Annotated in this window: 13 protein-coding genes; 2 read left to right on the top strand and 11 right to left on the bottom strand. The window is 45.1% G+C overall.

The features are described from left to right. The first annotated feature begins 83 nt into the window (after nucleotides 1-83). Nucleotides 84-1052, top strand: coding sequence for an NAD(P)/FAD-dependent oxidoreductase (locus ODU37_RS02955; RefSeq protein ID WP_249562330.1), 969 nt, complete (start codon nucleotides 84-86; stop codon nucleotides 1050-1052). 1 nt (nucleotide 1053) lies between these two features. Continuing rightward, nucleotides 1054-1923, top strand: a complete 870-nt coding sequence (locus ODU37_RS02950; protein ID WP_044759082.1) for an RluA family pseudouridine synthase — start codon at nucleotides 1054-1056, stop codon at nucleotides 1921-1923. Nucleotides 1924-2039: 116 nt separating this feature from the next. On the opposite strand, the gene ODU37_RS02945 is transcribed toward ODU37_RS02950, so the two are convergent. The 11 genes from ODU37_RS02945 to essC (ODU37_RS02895) all read right to left on the bottom strand — a co-directional run bounded on the left by ODU37_RS02945 (nucleotide 2040) and on the right by essC (ODU37_RS02895) (nucleotide 16033). Next, complete coding sequence (locus ODU37_RS02945; RefSeq protein ID WP_044759079.1) at nucleotides 2040-2684, bottom strand: Imm59 family immunity protein; 645 nt, start codon at nucleotides 2682-2684, stop codon at nucleotides 2040-2042. Further along, the gene (locus ODU37_RS02940) at nucleotides 2684-4222 is read right to left on the bottom strand and encodes a glycohydrolase toxin TNT-related protein (protein ID WP_249562329.1); all 1539 of its coding nucleotides are present in this window, start codon (nucleotides 4220-4222) and stop codon (nucleotides 2684-2686) included. Before ODU37_RS02940 ends, ODU37_RS02945 begins: the two co-directional genes overlap by 1 nt. 234 nt (nucleotides 4223-4456) lie before the next feature. Next, on the bottom strand, nucleotides 4457-5032 hold the full coding sequence (locus ODU37_RS02935; RefSeq protein ID WP_044759078.1) for a DUF6572 domain-containing protein: 576 nt from the start codon (nucleotides 5030-5032) through the stop codon (nucleotides 4457-4459). Then, nucleotides 5029-5478 (bottom strand): hypothetical protein, encoded by a 450-nt coding sequence (locus tag ODU37_RS02930; RefSeq protein ID WP_044759077.1) that lies wholly within the window; start codon nucleotides 5476-5478, stop codon nucleotides 5029-5031. Before ODU37_RS02930 ends, ODU37_RS02935 begins: the two co-directional genes overlap by 4 nt. Nucleotides 5479-5487: 9 nt before the next feature. Then, nucleotides 5488-7878 (bottom strand): type VII secretion protein EssC, encoded by a 2391-nt coding sequence (essC, locus tag ODU37_RS02925; protein ID WP_228477877.1) that lies wholly within the window; start codon nucleotides 7876-7878, stop codon nucleotides 5488-5490. A 205-nt stretch (nucleotides 7879-8083) separates the two neighbouring features. After that, nucleotides 8084-8392 carry a DUF4176 domain-containing protein gene (locus tag ODU37_RS02920; protein WP_029179012.1) on the bottom strand — a complete coding sequence of 103 codons (309 nt, stop codon included), beginning with the start codon at nucleotides 8390-8392 and terminating at the stop codon, nucleotides 8084-8086. After that, the gene (locus ODU37_RS02915; protein ID WP_029179011.1) at nucleotides 8385-9263 is read right to left on the bottom strand and encodes a hypothetical protein; all 879 of its coding nucleotides are present in this window, start codon (nucleotides 9261-9263) and stop codon (nucleotides 8385-8387) included. The genes ODU37_RS02920 and ODU37_RS02915 overlap by 8 nt, the downstream gene beginning before the upstream one ends. Nucleotides 9264-9269: 6 nt before the next feature. Next, a complete protein-coding gene (locus tag ODU37_RS02910; RefSeq protein WP_029179010.1) occupies nucleotides 9270-10910 on the bottom strand; it encodes a T7SS effector LXG polymorphic toxin in 1641 nt (546 codons plus the stop codon). Then, a complete protein-coding gene (locus tag ODU37_RS02905) occupies nucleotides 10897-11268 on the bottom strand; it encodes a hypothetical protein (RefSeq protein WP_029179009.1) in 372 nt (123 codons plus the stop codon). The genes ODU37_RS02910 and ODU37_RS02905 overlap by 14 nt, the downstream gene beginning before the upstream one ends. Before the next feature lie 9 nt (nucleotides 11269-11277). Continuing rightward, nucleotides 11278-11604 (bottom strand): TIGR04197 family type VII secretion effector, encoded by a 327-nt coding sequence (locus tag ODU37_RS02900; RefSeq protein ID WP_249562328.1) that lies wholly within the window; start codon nucleotides 11602-11604, stop codon nucleotides 11278-11280. A gap of 1 nt (nucleotide 11605) precedes the next feature. After that, nucleotides 11606-16033 (bottom strand): type VII secretion protein EssC, encoded by a 4428-nt coding sequence (essC, locus tag ODU37_RS02895; RefSeq protein WP_398580414.1) that lies wholly within the window; start codon nucleotides 16031-16033, stop codon nucleotides 11606-11608. Nucleotide 16034 lies beyond the last annotated feature (1 nt).

The raw sequence follows: 16034 nt of genomic DNA, 5'->3' as shown, positions 1-16034 counted from the left end.
GCGATAACTTGTGACAACTGACAGAGAAAATTTTCCAAAAATATGATAAAATAGGGTCATTCTGAACAAAGAAGAGGATTCCCATGACACAAGTATATGACATTACTATCATCGGTGGCGGACCAGTCGGTCTCTTCGCCGCCTTCTACGCCCACCTCCGTCAAGCCAAGGTCAAAATCATTGACTCCCTGCCCCAACTGGGTGGTCAGCCTGCCATTCTCTATCCTGAGAAGACCATTTTAGACATTCCGGCCTTTCCAAGCCTAACCGGACAGGAATTGACCGACAACCTCCTGGCCCAACTGGCGCCCTTTGACACAACTATTTGCCTCAATGAAACCCTGATTGCTATTGAGCCAGGAGAGGTCATTTCCCTGACGACTAACAAAGGTAGCCACCAGACCAAGACCCTGATTATCGCTATGGGTGGCGGTGCCTTCAAGCCACGTCCACTGGAGATTGACGGTGCTGACAGCTTTGACAATGTCCACTACCACGTATCCAATATCCAGCAGTATGCCGACAAGGACATCGTCGTCTTGGGTGGCGGTGACTCTGCGGTCGATTGGTCCCTGGCCTTTGAAAAAATCGCCAAGACCACTCACATCGTCCACCGTCGCGACAACTTCCGAGCCCTTGAGCACAGCGTGGAGGAGCTCAAGCAGTCCAGCGTCAGCATCCACACACCTTTTGTTCCTAAAGGGCTTTCTGGGGAAAATAGCAGAGCTTCTGAGATTCATTTTGACAAGGTTAAGAGCGAGGACAAGCTCAGCCTGTCTTTCGATCACCTCTTTGTCAACTACGGTTTCAAATCATCTGTCGGCACGCTGAAAGAATGGGGATTGGAACTCAATCGCCACCGCATCGTGGTCAACAGCAAGCAAGAAACCTCTGTCCCTGGTATCTATGCTATCGGTGACTGTTGCTTCTACGAGGGCAAGATTGACCTGATTGCGACTGGACTGGGTGAAGCCCCAACCGCTGTTAACAATGCTATGAACTACCTCAATCCAAATGAAAAAGTGCAACCCAAGCACTCAACCAGCCTATAAGATGAAAATTGATATTCGCATACCCCAAGCCTTTCCACAACTGACTGTCAAGGAAGTCTTGGAAGATTATTTTCTCATTCCCAGAAAAATCCGCCACTTCCTCCGCACCAAGAAGCATGTCCGTGTCAACGGCCAACTAATAAACTGGCAGAGCCCCATTGCTGCAGGTGACCTGCTAGAATTAACCTTTGACCAGGAAGATTATCCTAAAAAAAGCATCCCTCTGGGGCAGGCGAACTTGGTGGAGGAACTCTATCAAGATGAGCATTTGATTATCGTCAACAAGCCTGAGGGCATGAAAACCCACGGCAATGAGCCGACGGAAATTGCCCTGCTCAACCATGTATCTGCCTATGTCGGTCAGACCTGCTATGTGGTCCACAGACTTGATATGGAAACCAGCGGAGCCATTCTCTTTGCCAAAAATCCCTTTATCCTGCCCATTCTCAATCGGCTTTTGGAGGACAAGGTCATCTACCGTGACTACCTGGCCCTCTGCCAAGGGCAGCTAAGAAAAACAGACTGGACTATCACTGATAAAATCGGACGGGACCGACACGACCGCAGAAAGCGGGTGGTCGACAACCGCAAGGGACAGGTCGCTTTGACCCAAGTCTATCTCTTGAAGCCCCTTGGCAAAAATAGTCTAGTTTCCTGTCGTCTTCAGACAGGGCGGACACATCAGATTCGGGTGCATTTGGCTCATCATGGCCATGCTCTGATTGGCGACCCTCTTTACAGTCGAGTCGCTGCCCCTCGCCTTATGCTCCACGCCCAAAAACTCAGCCTAACCCACCCGCTGACACTTGAAGAAATCAGTGTAGAAGCACGATCGGAGAGTTTTGAAAATGTCTTGAAACACATGAAATAAATAGCGGTACCCTTAGAGTTCTATATCCCTATTTCACTGGACTAATCCAGTGAATTTTTTTATGCTTCCACTAACCAAAAAATCCAGACAAGGTAATCTTGTCTGGAATTAAAACTCTACTCTGGCACAACAACCTTCAAACAAATATCTGTCGGCTGTAGTACTTTTTGAACCTGCACCAAAAAGGCAAGACCGTTATCTGATGGGGCATACTGAAAAGTCAGATTGATAACTTTTTCTATAAAGTCATCCCCATATCCTTCCGCATATTGCTTGCTTTCAATAAAGTGGATGTAGTTGTTAAGCTTTTCTTGGAGTTTGAGTAAGTGGTCTTGTTCGGTGTCAGGAAGCCATTCGTTCCCATCTGCTAGTAATAATTCAAGATGACCATCTACAATACCGAGAGAGTCGATGGTTGCTGTATCCAAGGAAATGGCTTTACTTACACTCCATAATGGAGAATAGTATTCGGGCATATCTCCCTGTTCTACACTGAATTTGTTGGACGACACTGTTAAATCAAGCAGGCGTAAAAACTTATTTTTTGCTTCTTCAAAATCATTAAATTCATATTTTCCTCTAACGGATGCACGATCCATTGTCGCATAAACTTGATACACCTGTTGGTCTTCATCAAAATCAATGCGAACTTGCCACTCGTCTAGACTTTTGTCTCCTAAGATAGAATAGCATAAGGTTTGATAATTACGACGTTCAATTTCTTCTTGAAGCAGTTGTCTTTGTTGCAATAAAACTGACATTAGTTAGTCACCTCCCTTAAAAAACCTAGCTTTTCATAAATAGAAACACTCGTACCCAGCTTAATCTGCTTTCCGCCACCCGCTCCGAATACCTCTGCAATTTCTCCGATTTGTGGGTTGTAAATATCCTCCGCGGAAAATTTATACCGTTCCATTTTCCCAAGCAAGTCGGCCTGTTCAGCCGGTGTCAATTTACTGAACGCCTCTTCATAATTTGCCTTATTTATATCCATAACAACTTCATATGTATGCTTCTGCTGATAACTTTCTGGATAAGGCAAACCTCTGGATGTATAGGGATAGGATTGCCCGTCAATAACTGGACTAATAAACGTTCCGCCTGACTCACCATATCGGTCCACCAACATTCCTGTTGTTAGATTTGCATCACTTGTAATTGGAACACCTGAAGAATCTACGACAAAGCCATGTGTCCCTTCAGGTGGCCAATTAATGGTTCCGTCTGGTTTCAAATAATCCAGCGACCTAACAGGAACGGGGTTCCCGTTAAAGTCTGTTGATTTAGACAGATAGACGTTTTCCCCATTTTCTAAGGTGATTACCTCAAATTTATTGCCATTCCCATCTAAGCTATAGTTTGAAGTCTTCTGCGACACGACATCAATCCGTGTGCCCTTAGGTATCTCAACACCTCCGACAAAGTCGCCCTTGCCTGCTCCGACAATGGTGCCGCCGTACTTGGACAGGTCTTCCAAGAGGTTCTGGCGGCTGATTTTCAGGCCATTCTGAGCAGTCGTGTATTCTTGGATACGGATATTGCCTGCCTCATCAAAGCCAATCGCATCCACTCGTATCTTCTGCTCAACACCATCAACCGTCATCTTGATCGTGATGTTGTTCTCGACCTTGCTGGCGATTTTACCAAACTCAACCGTTTGTAAGTCCACAAAGTCCTGACCCTGAAGAGCGTTGAGCTGAATTTGGCTTAGGCTTGAGACTTCAATGTGAGAAAGTTGGCCTTGGAGTCCCTTAACAGAGCTCTCTACAATGCCTTCAAATGCTTTACCGCCGATGTAATTCAAGGTCGCATTCGCACCGTCTCCACTAAGGATACCAGATGCCAATTGTCCAAGTTCCACACCCTCATCCGCATAACCAGCCAACTTACCAATAGTCTGAACGGTCGTAGGGATTTGTTTACCTGCTCGCAAGGCACCTTGACCTGCCGCAAAGCTACCAAGAGTAGCCAATGTCACAACAGCCTCAGCTCCAGCCCAGATACGCTCTTCCGTGTTCAACTGAGTACCAGTAATCAAGGTGTTGCCTGTAATCGCAGAGTGGGCACCATCCGCAAAGAGGTACGTGCCACCTGCAAGGGCAAGTGGAAGGCCAGCACCTCCAGTCATAACCGTTCCTGCTGTTAAGGCAACGGCCGCCAAAATTTTGAGACCTGTATCAACCAAGCCTAAGGCTTCCTTATTCTCCTCCTGCCAAGTGCTATTTTTGATTTGACTATAGTCTGACTCCAGAGTTGGATAGAACTCCTGAACCAACTCCGCATCACTCTTGGACTCCAACTCTTTGATTTGTTTATCCGTTAGCTGGTCGGTCTGGCGGAGTGGTTAATAGCAGAGCTACTCAACTTGTTGCAAAATGGATGCGAGAGATAACAACTCCAACCTCATTCCCACTCCTAGGTTCCACTTTAGATCAATCCTAGCCAAACCGTTTATGTATAAATGAAAGATATTTCTACCCTCCCATTATACCAAAAAATCCAGACAAGGTAATCCTGTCTGGACTTAAAAACTCTACTCTGGCACAACAACCTTCAAACGAATATCAGTCGGCTGTAATACTTTTTGAAGCTGCACCAAAAAGGCAAGACCATTGTCTGATGGGGCATACTGAAAAGTCAGATTGATAACCTTTTCTGTAAAGTCATCCCCATATCCTTCCGCATATTGCTTGCTTTCAATAAAGTGGATGTAGTTGTTAAGCTTTTCTTGGAGTTTGAGCAAGTGGTCTTGTTCGGTGTCAGGAAGCCATTCGTTCCCATCTGCTAGTAATAATTCAAGATGACCATCTACAATACCGAGAGAGTCGATGGTTGCTGTATTAATATAAATAGATTGAGCAGTTAAATTAAAACGAAAGACTATTTTTCGATATAGCCTATCTATTGCTTCAGATTCCGTATTAAATTCAGCCCTTATTTTAAACTCTTGACGTTCACTTACTTCATAAAATTTATACTTTTGTGATTGCTCATCAAAATAGTAGCCCAGAGTAAACTGACCGCCAAATTTCCTTCCTGGCATAATATTAAATGCCCCTATTTCAGATTGGTGAGCTTCCACAAAGTTTAGTAATTCTTGCTTTGTCATTGAGTATCCTCAAGTTCTAATTCAATAATAGACTTCTGTTCCAGACTTGGTAAGGTATCATCGGGAAGGATGGTCTCAACCCGAGTTGCGTAGGCAGAGGCAAAACCGAAAACAACCACAATAATCGCAACCGAATAAACTAGAAAAACCCTTTTTAGAAAGGCACTAGAAACTGAGTAGCCCTCTGTCGAATACTGCTTCAGCTCAGGTTGTTTTTTCTCTAAGATATTTTTGGGTAAAAAATAGGGTCTAAAAGCTGTCATGGCCACAGATAAAAACACTGTAATCCCTAGAGAATTGTATACTTGTGTTCTTGCACCAATCGCCGTAATATAAAGCATACTTGAAAACAAGACCAGCCCAAAAACAATAAGCAGAATCAAGGATACCTGAGCATCCTTCTTCAGTTGTAAAAACTCTTCTACTGTCATTTTTTCTTTTTGCATCCTACTCTCCTATTCTATTTCTTTGGTAATTTTCAACTTGATTTGTTGGTCTTGATAGTGGAGGTATACCTCATCGATGGCCAACTCTGCCTCCCGTCCAACCTCGCTTCGTGCCACCACCGACTGGTTGCTCATCTTCATCGCGATCAGTACCGTATCCAATTTTTGTTTAATCAAGCGTTGAATACCACTCGAAAGCGACATGTAAGTCTTGTTAGCTACAACAATCAAGTGCAAACCAACACGCTGTCCCTCTTCATACAGAAGTGCAAAATCATTATCTGACATGCCATCAACTGTCATAAAGACTGGTAAATCACTGATGATGACAAATTCATTCAATTGTTCTTTTTGTTTACGAGCATGTAAAACTCTCATTTTCAACTCTTCCACTACATTTTCAGTTAGTTCAGAAGAAGAATAATATTGACTCACTTTCCCAGCAAATCGGCCATATTCATCTGTCACATCAAACAGCGTCACAGACTGCCCCTTTCGAACATGCCAAAGCATATTTAAAAGATGGCGAACTGCTACTAATTTATGCTGTTCCTTTTCTGTCAAAATCAATAGATGTTTTAACTTAGAAATCGGTAACGAGATTGTGTGTACCTCTTCAAATTCTAAACCAATCGGAATAAAATCTGAAGCGATTGCCTTCTCTGTCTCCACCATTTGTAAAAATGTCTGTTCATCAAGAACCTCTGGAACAATGACAATGCCTTGAGGTAATGCTCCATCCCAATTCTTAGCCATTTCTTGGGATTCATGACGTAATGCTTCGATCATCTCGAGACCATTCTCACCTTTAGCCGGCATTGCTAACTGAATCAACTCAGGATCATCCACTTGAATAAGCCCTCTACCCGGCACATCTTCAATAACCAAAGCAGTTCTGCCAACGATTGCTCGCGCTTCACTATCATCATTCATTTTCAGGGCTATTCTTCGCTTAAAATTACTATATAAATTGTTTTTGAGCGCCCCTGTTCGACTAGCGGTTAGGATCAAATAGATCCCAAGTCCCATTCCATCTCTTGCAAGAGTTTGAAGCAAGGTATCGATTGCCACTTCGACTTCCGAACCTTTAAGACCATCATAGCTGTCCACCGCAATAACAATATCAGCTAACTTCCTATCTCCTAACTTGCGATACATTTCGATATTATGAACGGAGGAATCTGTGAACAATTTCCTTCTTTCTCGCATTTCATCTTGCAGTCGTTTTATCAACTTCTGTAATTTTTCAGTCTCTTCAACCAAGAAATACTCCGCAACATGTGGATAATCATTTAGAGCCAATAATCCATTGGTCCCAAAATCGAGCAGATAAGCGTGAAGACGATCTGGGTTGTTTTGTCGGAACAAATCAACCAATACCGTTTGAACAAAGGTCGATTTCCCCATACCTGGACTAGAGAAGAGGGCGATGTGTCCATCCTTTTCAAAATCATGTTCCAAGACTTCTTGGCTCTGGCGACTTGGAATATCCACCATCCCCAAGCGTGCAACCAAACCACTTGCCTGTCCCCACAAGTCCTTAAAACCTTGTGGGCGGAGATCTTGCAGGAAGATTTCCTTAGAAAGCGGAGGCAACCATGGTTGCGGCAGGGCCTGGATGGACAGGCGCTCTGTCAAGGCTTTCAGCTTACTTACAATGGCTTGAAGCTCACTCGGAACCTCCTTTATGGACTCAGCCTGATCCAGTCCAGACAGGTCTTCGTTGAGAATCTCATATTGACCGATGTCATTGATGGCATAGATGGTATGATCCTCAATCCCCTGCTCATCCTTATCTGGCTGGTAATCAGCCCCAGACCAGGCAGACTGGAAGAGTTCATACACTTCATTATTTCCAACTTGGAGGTAGCCACGACCCACCTGAGTAATCTCAGCCGCATCTGGCGTCTTAAGCATCTCCATGGAGTCACTCCGATCCGCCACCTTGAGTGCCAGCTTGAAGCGAGAGTTGGACCAGATCTGGTCATCCACCACACCAGATGGCTTCTGAGTAGCTAAAATCAGGTGAATACCCAAACTCCGACCGATACGAGCGGTTGAGACCAGCTCCTTCATAAAGTCAGGTTGGTTGGTCTTGAGCTCCGCAAACTCATCGGAGATCAAGAAGAGATGAGGCATGGGCTCACTCACCTCACCCAGCTTGTACTTCTTCTGGTATTGATTGATATGGTTGACATCATTCTCCGCAAAGAGACGTTGACGGCGCTTCAGCTCCGCATTGATGGACACCAAGGCCCGCATAGACTGGGCACCATCCAAGTTGGTGATGGTCCCAAGTAAGTGAGGCAGGTCCTTGAAGAGGTTGCCCATGCCCCCACCCTTGTAGTCGATGAGGAGAAAGGCCACATCATGCGGATGGAAAATAGCAGAGCAACTCACCAATTTCCAAGAGTGAAGTAAGATTGGTTGATTCTAACTCTGTCACATCCACCAGCTCCGCTTTAGACTGGGTCTAGCCTGGCTTCTTATGTATCAATGAAGAATCTACCCTCCCATTATACCAAAAAATCCAGACAAGATACCCCTGTCTGGATAGAAATAACTTGAGTAAACCACCGATATGGTCCTACTTCAAATCAAAGTCTTATTTGACTTGTTTACGGGGAATTTGTAAATCAGACTCCCATTGTCCGTAGATCTCCATAAATCGACTTTCCTCGTCATCGGAATAGCCTTTAAAAACAACCTTATCAACATTTTCATGTTGGAAAAAGAGGGTTGAATCAGTTTGGAAACCGGATGGATACAGCACACCCATATAATCTGCAAGTGCTTGTTCGCCACTATCTGGATCATTGAAAATAATCCCACGACCAACAATAACAAGTTTTTGGGTCCCCTCTTCCAAGTAAACAACACTTCCAAGAGGAAGTAACTCTTTTGATTTATTCATTTTCTAATAACTCCTTGTGTTTTTTCAAATACCTTTTTCCATACCACTCTTCAAGAGTTTTCCCTTCCCATTCTCGATATTCTTCTGGGTATTTCCATTTGTAGTAGGCCTGAAGGAAGTAAGGGAATCCAATGAAAATCGTAATTGCCATTATCACAATATTCCCCACAAACCATGTAAGCAGAAAACCCAATGCCGACATTAATGTCGAAAACTTCATTCCCACTCCTTTCAGAATAAAGTTAACGATGACGCCCAAACTTAAGACTCCCATCCCATAAATAGCAATTTTATTGGCGATTTTATCAACCAATCTGGGAGCACTAACCTTCCTGTACATTAGTTTTCTAAGGTTTCCAATTTCTATCGTAATCATGAAATAGCCTAAAAATCCAATAAAAGTATAGACAGCAATAACTCCCAAAAATGATAATGCAGGTAACAAAAAGTCATTAAATACTAAATTGAATTCTAATGCAAACCAATTCATAAATGTGAAAGCATGAAATTGATATCGATAAGGGAAAAGGTACATTCGTTTAACAAACTTTCCGATCACCACTAATAAGAGCCAAATTAGGAGAAGGATTAGATAAATACTCACCGTCAACGAGGGAGATTCTGCGATTGGTATAGTTAAAGTTTGGCTATCATGAAACATCATTGAAACAACTAGCATGGAAAAATTAAATCCAATAGGACAAATTAGCGCTACAATTAAGCTTCGGATGATAAACCACATCGATGTCCTTCCACCTTTAAAATATTTAGCAGTTTTATCATGTTGATCCTGCTGCAATTTTAAAAATCCATCATCTTCTAAGTTCAAGCTTTCTTCAAAACTGGCATTAAAAATAGATTTTTTCTTCATAAACTATCACCCAAACCCTAGCGCCTTACCGAATCCACCAATAGCATCAGAGACTGCATTGGTCGCTCCTTTTATGGCTTCACCAGCTTTATTAACAATATTTTTTGTTCCTTTTACTGGATCATCAAAAAATTTAGGCTCTGCAAATTTAATCCCTTGTATAACTGCACCTGCAAAAAGTCCAATGCCTGCTCCAACTGGGCCTCCAAATGCTGCGCCGATCGTCGCTCCTTCTAAAGGACCGACTGAAGCCACTGCATCCAACATCCCTTGTCCTATCGCCTTGCCAACATCTTTTGATTCAGTGTATTCTTCGATACCTCCTGAAATACCTTCAAATCCGACTTGTGCAAAAGTCATGACTGTTCCGACCTTACCAAGTACTTTGACAGCCTTACCCAAAAACTTAGCATTTCCGACTAAGTTCTTTCCTTTTGTAACCGCAGCTTCAAGGGATGATATGCCTGAGAGCTTCTCTAAGGTAGATGTTGCAACAGCTCGGACTGGAGAGGCAATGTTTTGTACTAAACTAGATGCCCCATCAATCAACTCTGAAAACTTATCATATTTCACGGCTAATGCCTCATACTTTGAAAGCCCGTTCAATATCAAGCTGACTGCCTTAGCACCTTTTGCACCTGATTTTTCTACACTCGCTAAAATCTCCCAGAAGCCATCTGAAACCAAAATCGAATTTACTAGTGGTTTTGGCAAGAGTGCCATGACTTGACTAAGGCGACTAACTGCATCGCTATCTACTAACTCTTTAAATTTAGTATAAGCTTCTATCGGTAACTTCCCTCCATCCACTAGCTTTTGCACCATATCATCAATATTTCGATTGACAGAGAAATGATACAATGCATTCTGGATAGACGGTGCAAGAGTCAGGTGTGGATTTTCATGTACATATCGGTTAATGACACGAATATCCTCTTCTGTCAACTCCTCGCCCTTCTCCGCTTTCCTTACAACTGCTTCATATCCAGACCGAATGGCATCAACACGTTCCTTCCACCTATCATCAAGGTCCTTTTTCCAAGCCATATCTTCTGGCATTCTGAAACCACCCAGACTAGCGTGTTGCCCAAAACTACTTTGAACTCCTGAAAAACCACTTGTGATAGACTGTTTAAGTTGAGCCAAGTCCGAGAAAACAGAGACAGACTGACTATTAAAGGTTAGGAGCCTGTCCAACTTCTCCTGCTCTTTCTGTAGGCTGTTGTTGGTGATGCTCATAGCACTGTGGAGACTGTTAAGTGAGCGAAAATTAAGGATATCCTCTCCCATCAAACGATTGTAAATAGAAGACTGATGAGCGAGGCTGGCTTGATAAGAGGCGATGTTGGCACGCAAAACCGATTCATCCAAGCTTTCGTTCCCAACAATGGACGCATATAAGCTCCCCAGTTGGCTCGCACTCTGACTCAACCCTTCTGAATAGAGAATCAAGCCCTGGGCCAAAGGGCGTAAGACATCTTGACCAAAAGCCTTGGCATTAGTATAAGCCTGACCCTGCAAACTACCAGCACTGGCAAACTGGTCCAAGGAACCGATTACTTCTTGCAGGCTGGCAATCCGTTGCCCTGATGTCGCATTTACGGAGGAAATATGACCGTTCATACTTCCAAGATTAACCTTTACCATTCTCTTCCTCCTTTCCCGCAGAATCCCCTAGACTGAGTTTCTGCCTCTCATAATATATATCGTCTAAAACTCTCTGAAGCCGCACTTCTTCCTTAGATAAGCTTTCCTGATGGGTGATGATGCTCTGTGAAACCCCACGGATGCCATCCTCAAATAGTTCTATGAGTTCATAGACTTCCCTTGAATCAGGAGACCGATTTTCTATCTCGCGTAAATGAAGTAGGACCTCCCCACGACCATTGACGACATCTTCTTCCAATATCTGATAATGATGCTTCGAACGAACCAAGTCGTCCAAACGTTCCTGCGTTCTTCTTTCCTCTGTGTACAGTGTATCTATTTTCATTGTTTCAGCCATAAACACTCCTTAAAACAAACCTGATCGAGGGGTGAAATCGGCACTATATGATGCGGTTGGGACTTCGATTTGTTCCATGATTTGACTACTTAATCGAGCATCTACCGCCTGGAATTCCTGATCCGTTTGTTGGATTAAGCGTACAAAGTGCATTAACTGGCTCGCCAGCTGGTCTGTAGCTTGGTTTTCTTGATCAATAGCACTAGAGGCAGAAGTCTTGCCTAGGTATTCACTACCATTATCCTTTTGGCTCAAACTCTGATCTGCTAATCGTGTTGCGGCCTGACTAATGCTCGTTGCACACGATTGAGCTGTGTAGCTATTATTCTCTATCATATCATCCTTCTCCCTTCCATTGGCTTATTTTTATCAAGTCAGATTGACTGCGATTGTGAAGATAGACCTCATCCATAGCAGGGTGTGACTCCTTGCTGTTGTAGACCTTATCCACAATGCTTTGATCGTTTAACTTCATTCCAAATAGGAATTGTTGCGCTTGCTCACGCAAGACTTTGACAGCCGCATCCGGCTTAACTCCGATAAAGTTATACAAGCCACCAACAACTAAGTGTAAGCCAACCTGTGAACCTTGAGATAAAAGCAAGGCCATCTTGTCTTGACTAGCACCCGTCATAGATAGGAAGCTCTCATAGTTAGAAATCACCACGAAGAAATGTTCAGTAAAGCCTTCTGCTTGTCTCCGTTCCAGTTCATACAGGAGTTGATCAGCCATATCTGAAATCAGGGACTGACCTGAGAGATAGGTTTTACAGTTCCCTTGATGATGCGCAAACGTTCCGGCTGTGTCGATTAACATAACTTGGTAAGATGTCAACTCTTGCATGGTCTTCAGTAAATGCTCGCCAATTGCTTGCACCTGCTCTTCTCTATCTGACAGGTAAACCAAATGCTTAAAGCGGTCAAGCTTCAAACCAACACTTTCCACATTCTCAAAGTCTAGTCCGATTGGTAGCTCACCACCTGCGACAGCTTCTTGCACGCTTGCTAGGCCCGCAAACTCTTCAAAGGTCAGACTCTCAGGCATGACTGGTATGCCTTCTGGACGACGACCTGTCCAAGAAGCAGCCATGGTTTTTGCCTCATCCTGTACTGCCTGCACCAGACCAAAGGAGTCCTTGGCATAGGCCGGAAGGGCTACTTGGAAGACCTCAACCTCATCCAAATGAACCAAGCCTCGACCAGGAACCTCTTCCATCACATGTTGGTGACGACCGACAATGGTACGAGATTCGACGTCATCTGTCAATTTCAATGCCAAACGTGTTTTCAGACTGGCTTGTAAAGCTGGGCGAAGAGCCCCACTGCGACCCGCTGTGAGGACCAGGTAGATTCCGAGGCTGGCTCCTTCACGTGCCAGAGTTTGTAAGAGAGTCTCCATTTCAGCTCCAAGGCTTGCCTCTTTCAAACCATCAAAATTATCCAAAACCAAGAAGATAACAGGAAGCTCGTCTCCACTCGCCTGTCGATAGAGGGTGAGATTTGGGACGGCATAGCGACTAAAGGCCGCCTTGCGCTGAGCCAACTCGTCCTTAATCCGACGCATGAATTTGGTCAACTTCTCTGTATCCTCCGCCATCAATAGATCCGCAGTATGAGGCAGATCTCTCAACGGCAAGAGTCCGTTGGTACCGAAGTCCAAGAGATAGAAGTGTAGCTCCTCAGGTGTCAGTTGGCGTGCCAAGTCCATCACTAGGGTTTGAACAAAGGTCGATTTTCCCATACCTGGACTAGAGAAGAGGGCGATGTGTCCATCCTTTTCAAAGTCATGTTCCAAGACTTCTTGGCTCTGGCGACTTGGAATATCCACCATCCCCAAGCGTGCAACCAGACCACTTGCCTGTCCCCACAAGTCCTTAAAACCTTGTGGGCGGAGGTCTTGCAGGAAGATTTCCTTAGAAAGCGGAGGCAACCATGGTTGCGGCAGGGCCTGGATGGACAGGCGCTCTGTCAAGGCTTTCAGCTTACTTACGATGGCTTGAAGCTCACTCGGAACCTCCTTGATGGACTCTGCCTGATCCAGACCTGACAGGTCTTCGTTAAGAATCTCATATTGACCGATGTCATTGATGGCATAGATGGTATGGTCCTCAATCCCCTGCTCCTCCTTATCTGGCTGGTAATCAGCCCCAGACCAGGCAGACTGGAAGAGTTCATACACTTCATTGTTTCCGACCTGGAGGTAGCCGCGACCCACCTGGGTAATCTCAGCCGCATCTGGCGTCTTAAGCATCTCCATGGAGTCACTCCGATCTGCCACCTTGAGTGCCAGCTTGAAGCGAGAGTTGGACCAGATCTGGTCATCCACCACACCAGATGGCTTCTGAGTGGCAAGGATCAGGTGAATCCCCAAACTTCGACCGATACGAGCGGTTGAGACCAGCTCCTTCATGAAGTCAGGTTGGTTGGTCTTGAGCTCCGCAAACTCATCGGAGATCAAGAAGAGATGGGGCATGGGCTCACTCACCTCACCCAGCTTGTACTTCTTCTGGTATTGATTGATATGGTTGACATCGTGGGTCGCAAAGAGACGTTGACGGCGCTTCAGCTCCGCATTGATGGACACCAAGGCACGCATGGACTGGGCACCATCCAAGTTGGTGATGGTACCAAGTAAGTGAGGCAGGTCCTTGAAGAGGTTGGCCATGCCCCCACCCTTGTAGTCGATGAGAAGGAAGGCCACATCATGCGGATGGAAATTGACCGCAAGACTTAAGATATAAGACTGGATGACCTCTGACTTACCAGAACCAGTGGTACCTGCCACCAAACCGTGCGGACCGTGAGCTTTTTCATGTAAGTTCAGATAGACAATATCCTCCTTGCCACGAAGACCCAGTGGCACCGCCAAACTCTTATAAGGCGCATGCTTTTCCCAACGACTGACAACACCCAAGTCCTCAAAGGTCTCAGCCCCGTACATCTCCATAAAGGTCACCGTTTCAGGGATAGAAGACTTGAGGTTCTGTAGGTGGTTAAGCGGAGCTAAGCGGTGCACCAAGGTCTCCTTATCATAGCCGACTGGGAAGTGGTCCAAGGCAAAGTCAATCTCACGCAACTGACCTTCCTCCATGACCAGCTGACCAGTGTTTCGATCCTTGATGTTAATGATGGTCTTGATATTCTCAGACAGAGAAGACAGCACATCCTGCACAAAGACCAGGCTACAGCCCAACTCCGTCGGATCCTCTGTGAAGAACTCCATGATGACATGGTCCAAAATCAACTTCTCATCCGTCACCAAGACAACATAGTGAGGGCTGAAGAGGGTCGACTCCCGATTGGACTTGTCTTCCTTTTGAGCCCTGCGCAATTTCAAAATCTGATTGAGCGAGTTGAGCACCTGATCATGGGTCCTCTGGTTATAGACGAAGCCACGCACATTCATGTCCTGCAGGGTCGCATGAGGTAAGAACCGCATCCAATCCCACTGTTCCTTCTCCTCCTCTGGCATGATGGTAATAAACTGCACATCATGATAGGAATGGAAAAGTGCTATTTGGTTGACCATGAGCTGGAGTTGCTCAATCACCAAGGCCCGCGGACCAATATAGCCGACAGGTCCATGGGACAGATTGGCCACAATGGGCATATCTGAAATGGTCTTGTTTTGTTCATAGAGTTGAAAACCCTCCAACTCCAAGGGATCCCGCTTGCCCGACCGTTCTGTCTGAGCATAGGACAGGTCATAAGACACCGGAACCTCACCCAGACCCAAGCGATAGTACAAGAAATCAAAATGAAGAGGCGTCTTCTCATAGATCCGATGGTGGTAGCTATCTGCCAGATCCACCAAGGTCTCAATAGCAGGATAATGATAGAGCTGACCATCTTTCTGCGACTTGGTCAGACCAGCCAACTCCTTGGCCTTATCAGCCAGATAGTCATGATAGAGCCCTTCTCGGTCTCTCAGCTCTTTCTGGTAATCCTTTCTCCCCTTTATATAGCCAGCAATGGACATCCCCAATGTCACAATCGACATGGCGATAGTCGCAAGCACGTAGAGACCACGAGGTTGGAAAATCATGATAACCAATGTAATCCCCACCATCATAAGAGGAGGCAAGATTAATTTCAACAAACTGTCAGACGGTTTTGAAGGTGCATTCGAAGGCGCATTGATAGCCACCCTGTCTTCTGAACTCCGATAGATAATCCGTGGAGAGCGATGGTAGTCCGGATAATCCTCATAAAAAGCATAGCGCGATGCAGACTTACGAGCCAACTCATCACTAGCCTCTACAGGACCCGCAACCAGGACCTCATCTGCATAAAATTTGAAAAAAGTATCCTCAAAAGCAAGCTCATCTCCAAGAGCCAGCTCCATTTCCCCTTTCTCCATCAAAAGGTTATTGATATAGATGGAGCCTGCCAAACGATAAAGCATCCATGACTGGTCACTGCGTTTGAGCAAGACATGACAACTTGACCCTGCAAGGACAAAACTATTGCCCGCATGCTGGCCAATCGTTAATTCCTGCTTATCCAGAGGGTCTAGGATTACCTGTTCCGACGGAAGAAGATAGACCACGCCCCCCGCCAAAGACATACCAGATACAAGCTTTCCTTCCACTCCATCATAGTCATAGCAAACTTGTGCTTCATCTAACCAAATCGTCAAGGGAGCATCCAGTGAGGAGACAAAAACCTGCGCCTTTTCTGTGCCTTGAAAAAGAATCTTTTTCCCAGCAGACACATCCGCCACATAGCGAAAACCATCTTTATAAAAAACTACTGTCTCTGCCATA

It is taken from the genome of Streptococcus sp. 2021WUSS109, from assembly GCF_044427305.1.
GTDB lineage: Bacteria > Bacillota > Bacilli > Lactobacillales > Streptococcaceae > Streptococcus > Streptococcus suis.
Note: the sequence above shows the minus strand (reverse complement) of the source record. Positions and strands in the feature narration are given on the sequence as shown.

What these genes read in the sequence shown, in the direction of transcription:
- ODU37_RS02915 (WP_029179011.1), bottom strand. Translation starts at nt 9,263, where the DNA reads ATGAAGAAAAAATCTATTTTTAATGCCAGTTTTGAAGAAAGCTTGAAC.
- ODU37_RS02945 (WP_044759079.1), bottom strand. Translation starts at nt 2,684, where the DNA reads ATGTCAGTTTTATTGCAACAAAGACAACTGCTTCAAGAAGAAATTGAA.
- ODU37_RS02920 (WP_029179012.1), bottom strand. Translation starts at nt 8,392, where the DNA reads ATGAATAAATCAAAAGAGTTACTTCCTCTTGGAAGTGTTGTTTACTTG.
- ODU37_RS02900 (WP_249562328.1), bottom strand. Translation starts at nt 11,604, where the DNA reads ATGATAGAGAATAATAGCTACACAGCTCAATCGTGTGCAACGAGCATT.
- ODU37_RS02935 (WP_044759078.1), bottom strand. Translation starts at nt 5,032, where the DNA reads ATGACAAAGCAAGAATTACTAAACTTTGTGGAAGCTCACCAATCTGAA.
- ODU37_RS02955 (WP_249562330.1), top strand. Translation starts at nt 84, where the DNA reads ATGACACAAGTATATGACATTACTATCATCGGTGGCGGACCAGTCGGT.
- ODU37_RS02905 (WP_029179009.1), bottom strand. Translation starts at nt 11,268, where the DNA reads ATGGCTGAAACAATGAAAATAGATACACTGTACACAGAGGAAAGAAGA.
- ODU37_RS02910 (WP_029179010.1), bottom strand. Translation starts at nt 10,910, where the DNA reads ATGGTAAAGGTTAATCTTGGAAGTATGAACGGTCATATTTCCTCCGTA.
- ODU37_RS02930 (WP_044759077.1), bottom strand. Translation starts at nt 5,478, where the DNA reads ATGCAAAAAGAAAAAATGACAGTAGAAGAGTTTTTACAACTGAAGAAG.
- ODU37_RS02950 (WP_044759082.1), top strand. Translation starts at nt 1,054, where the DNA reads ATGAAAATTGATATTCGCATACCCCAAGCCTTTCCACAACTGACTGTC.
- essC (WP_398580414.1), bottom strand. Translation starts at nt 16,033, where the DNA reads ATGGCAGAGACAGTAGTTTTTTATAAAGATGGTTTTCGCTATGTGGCG.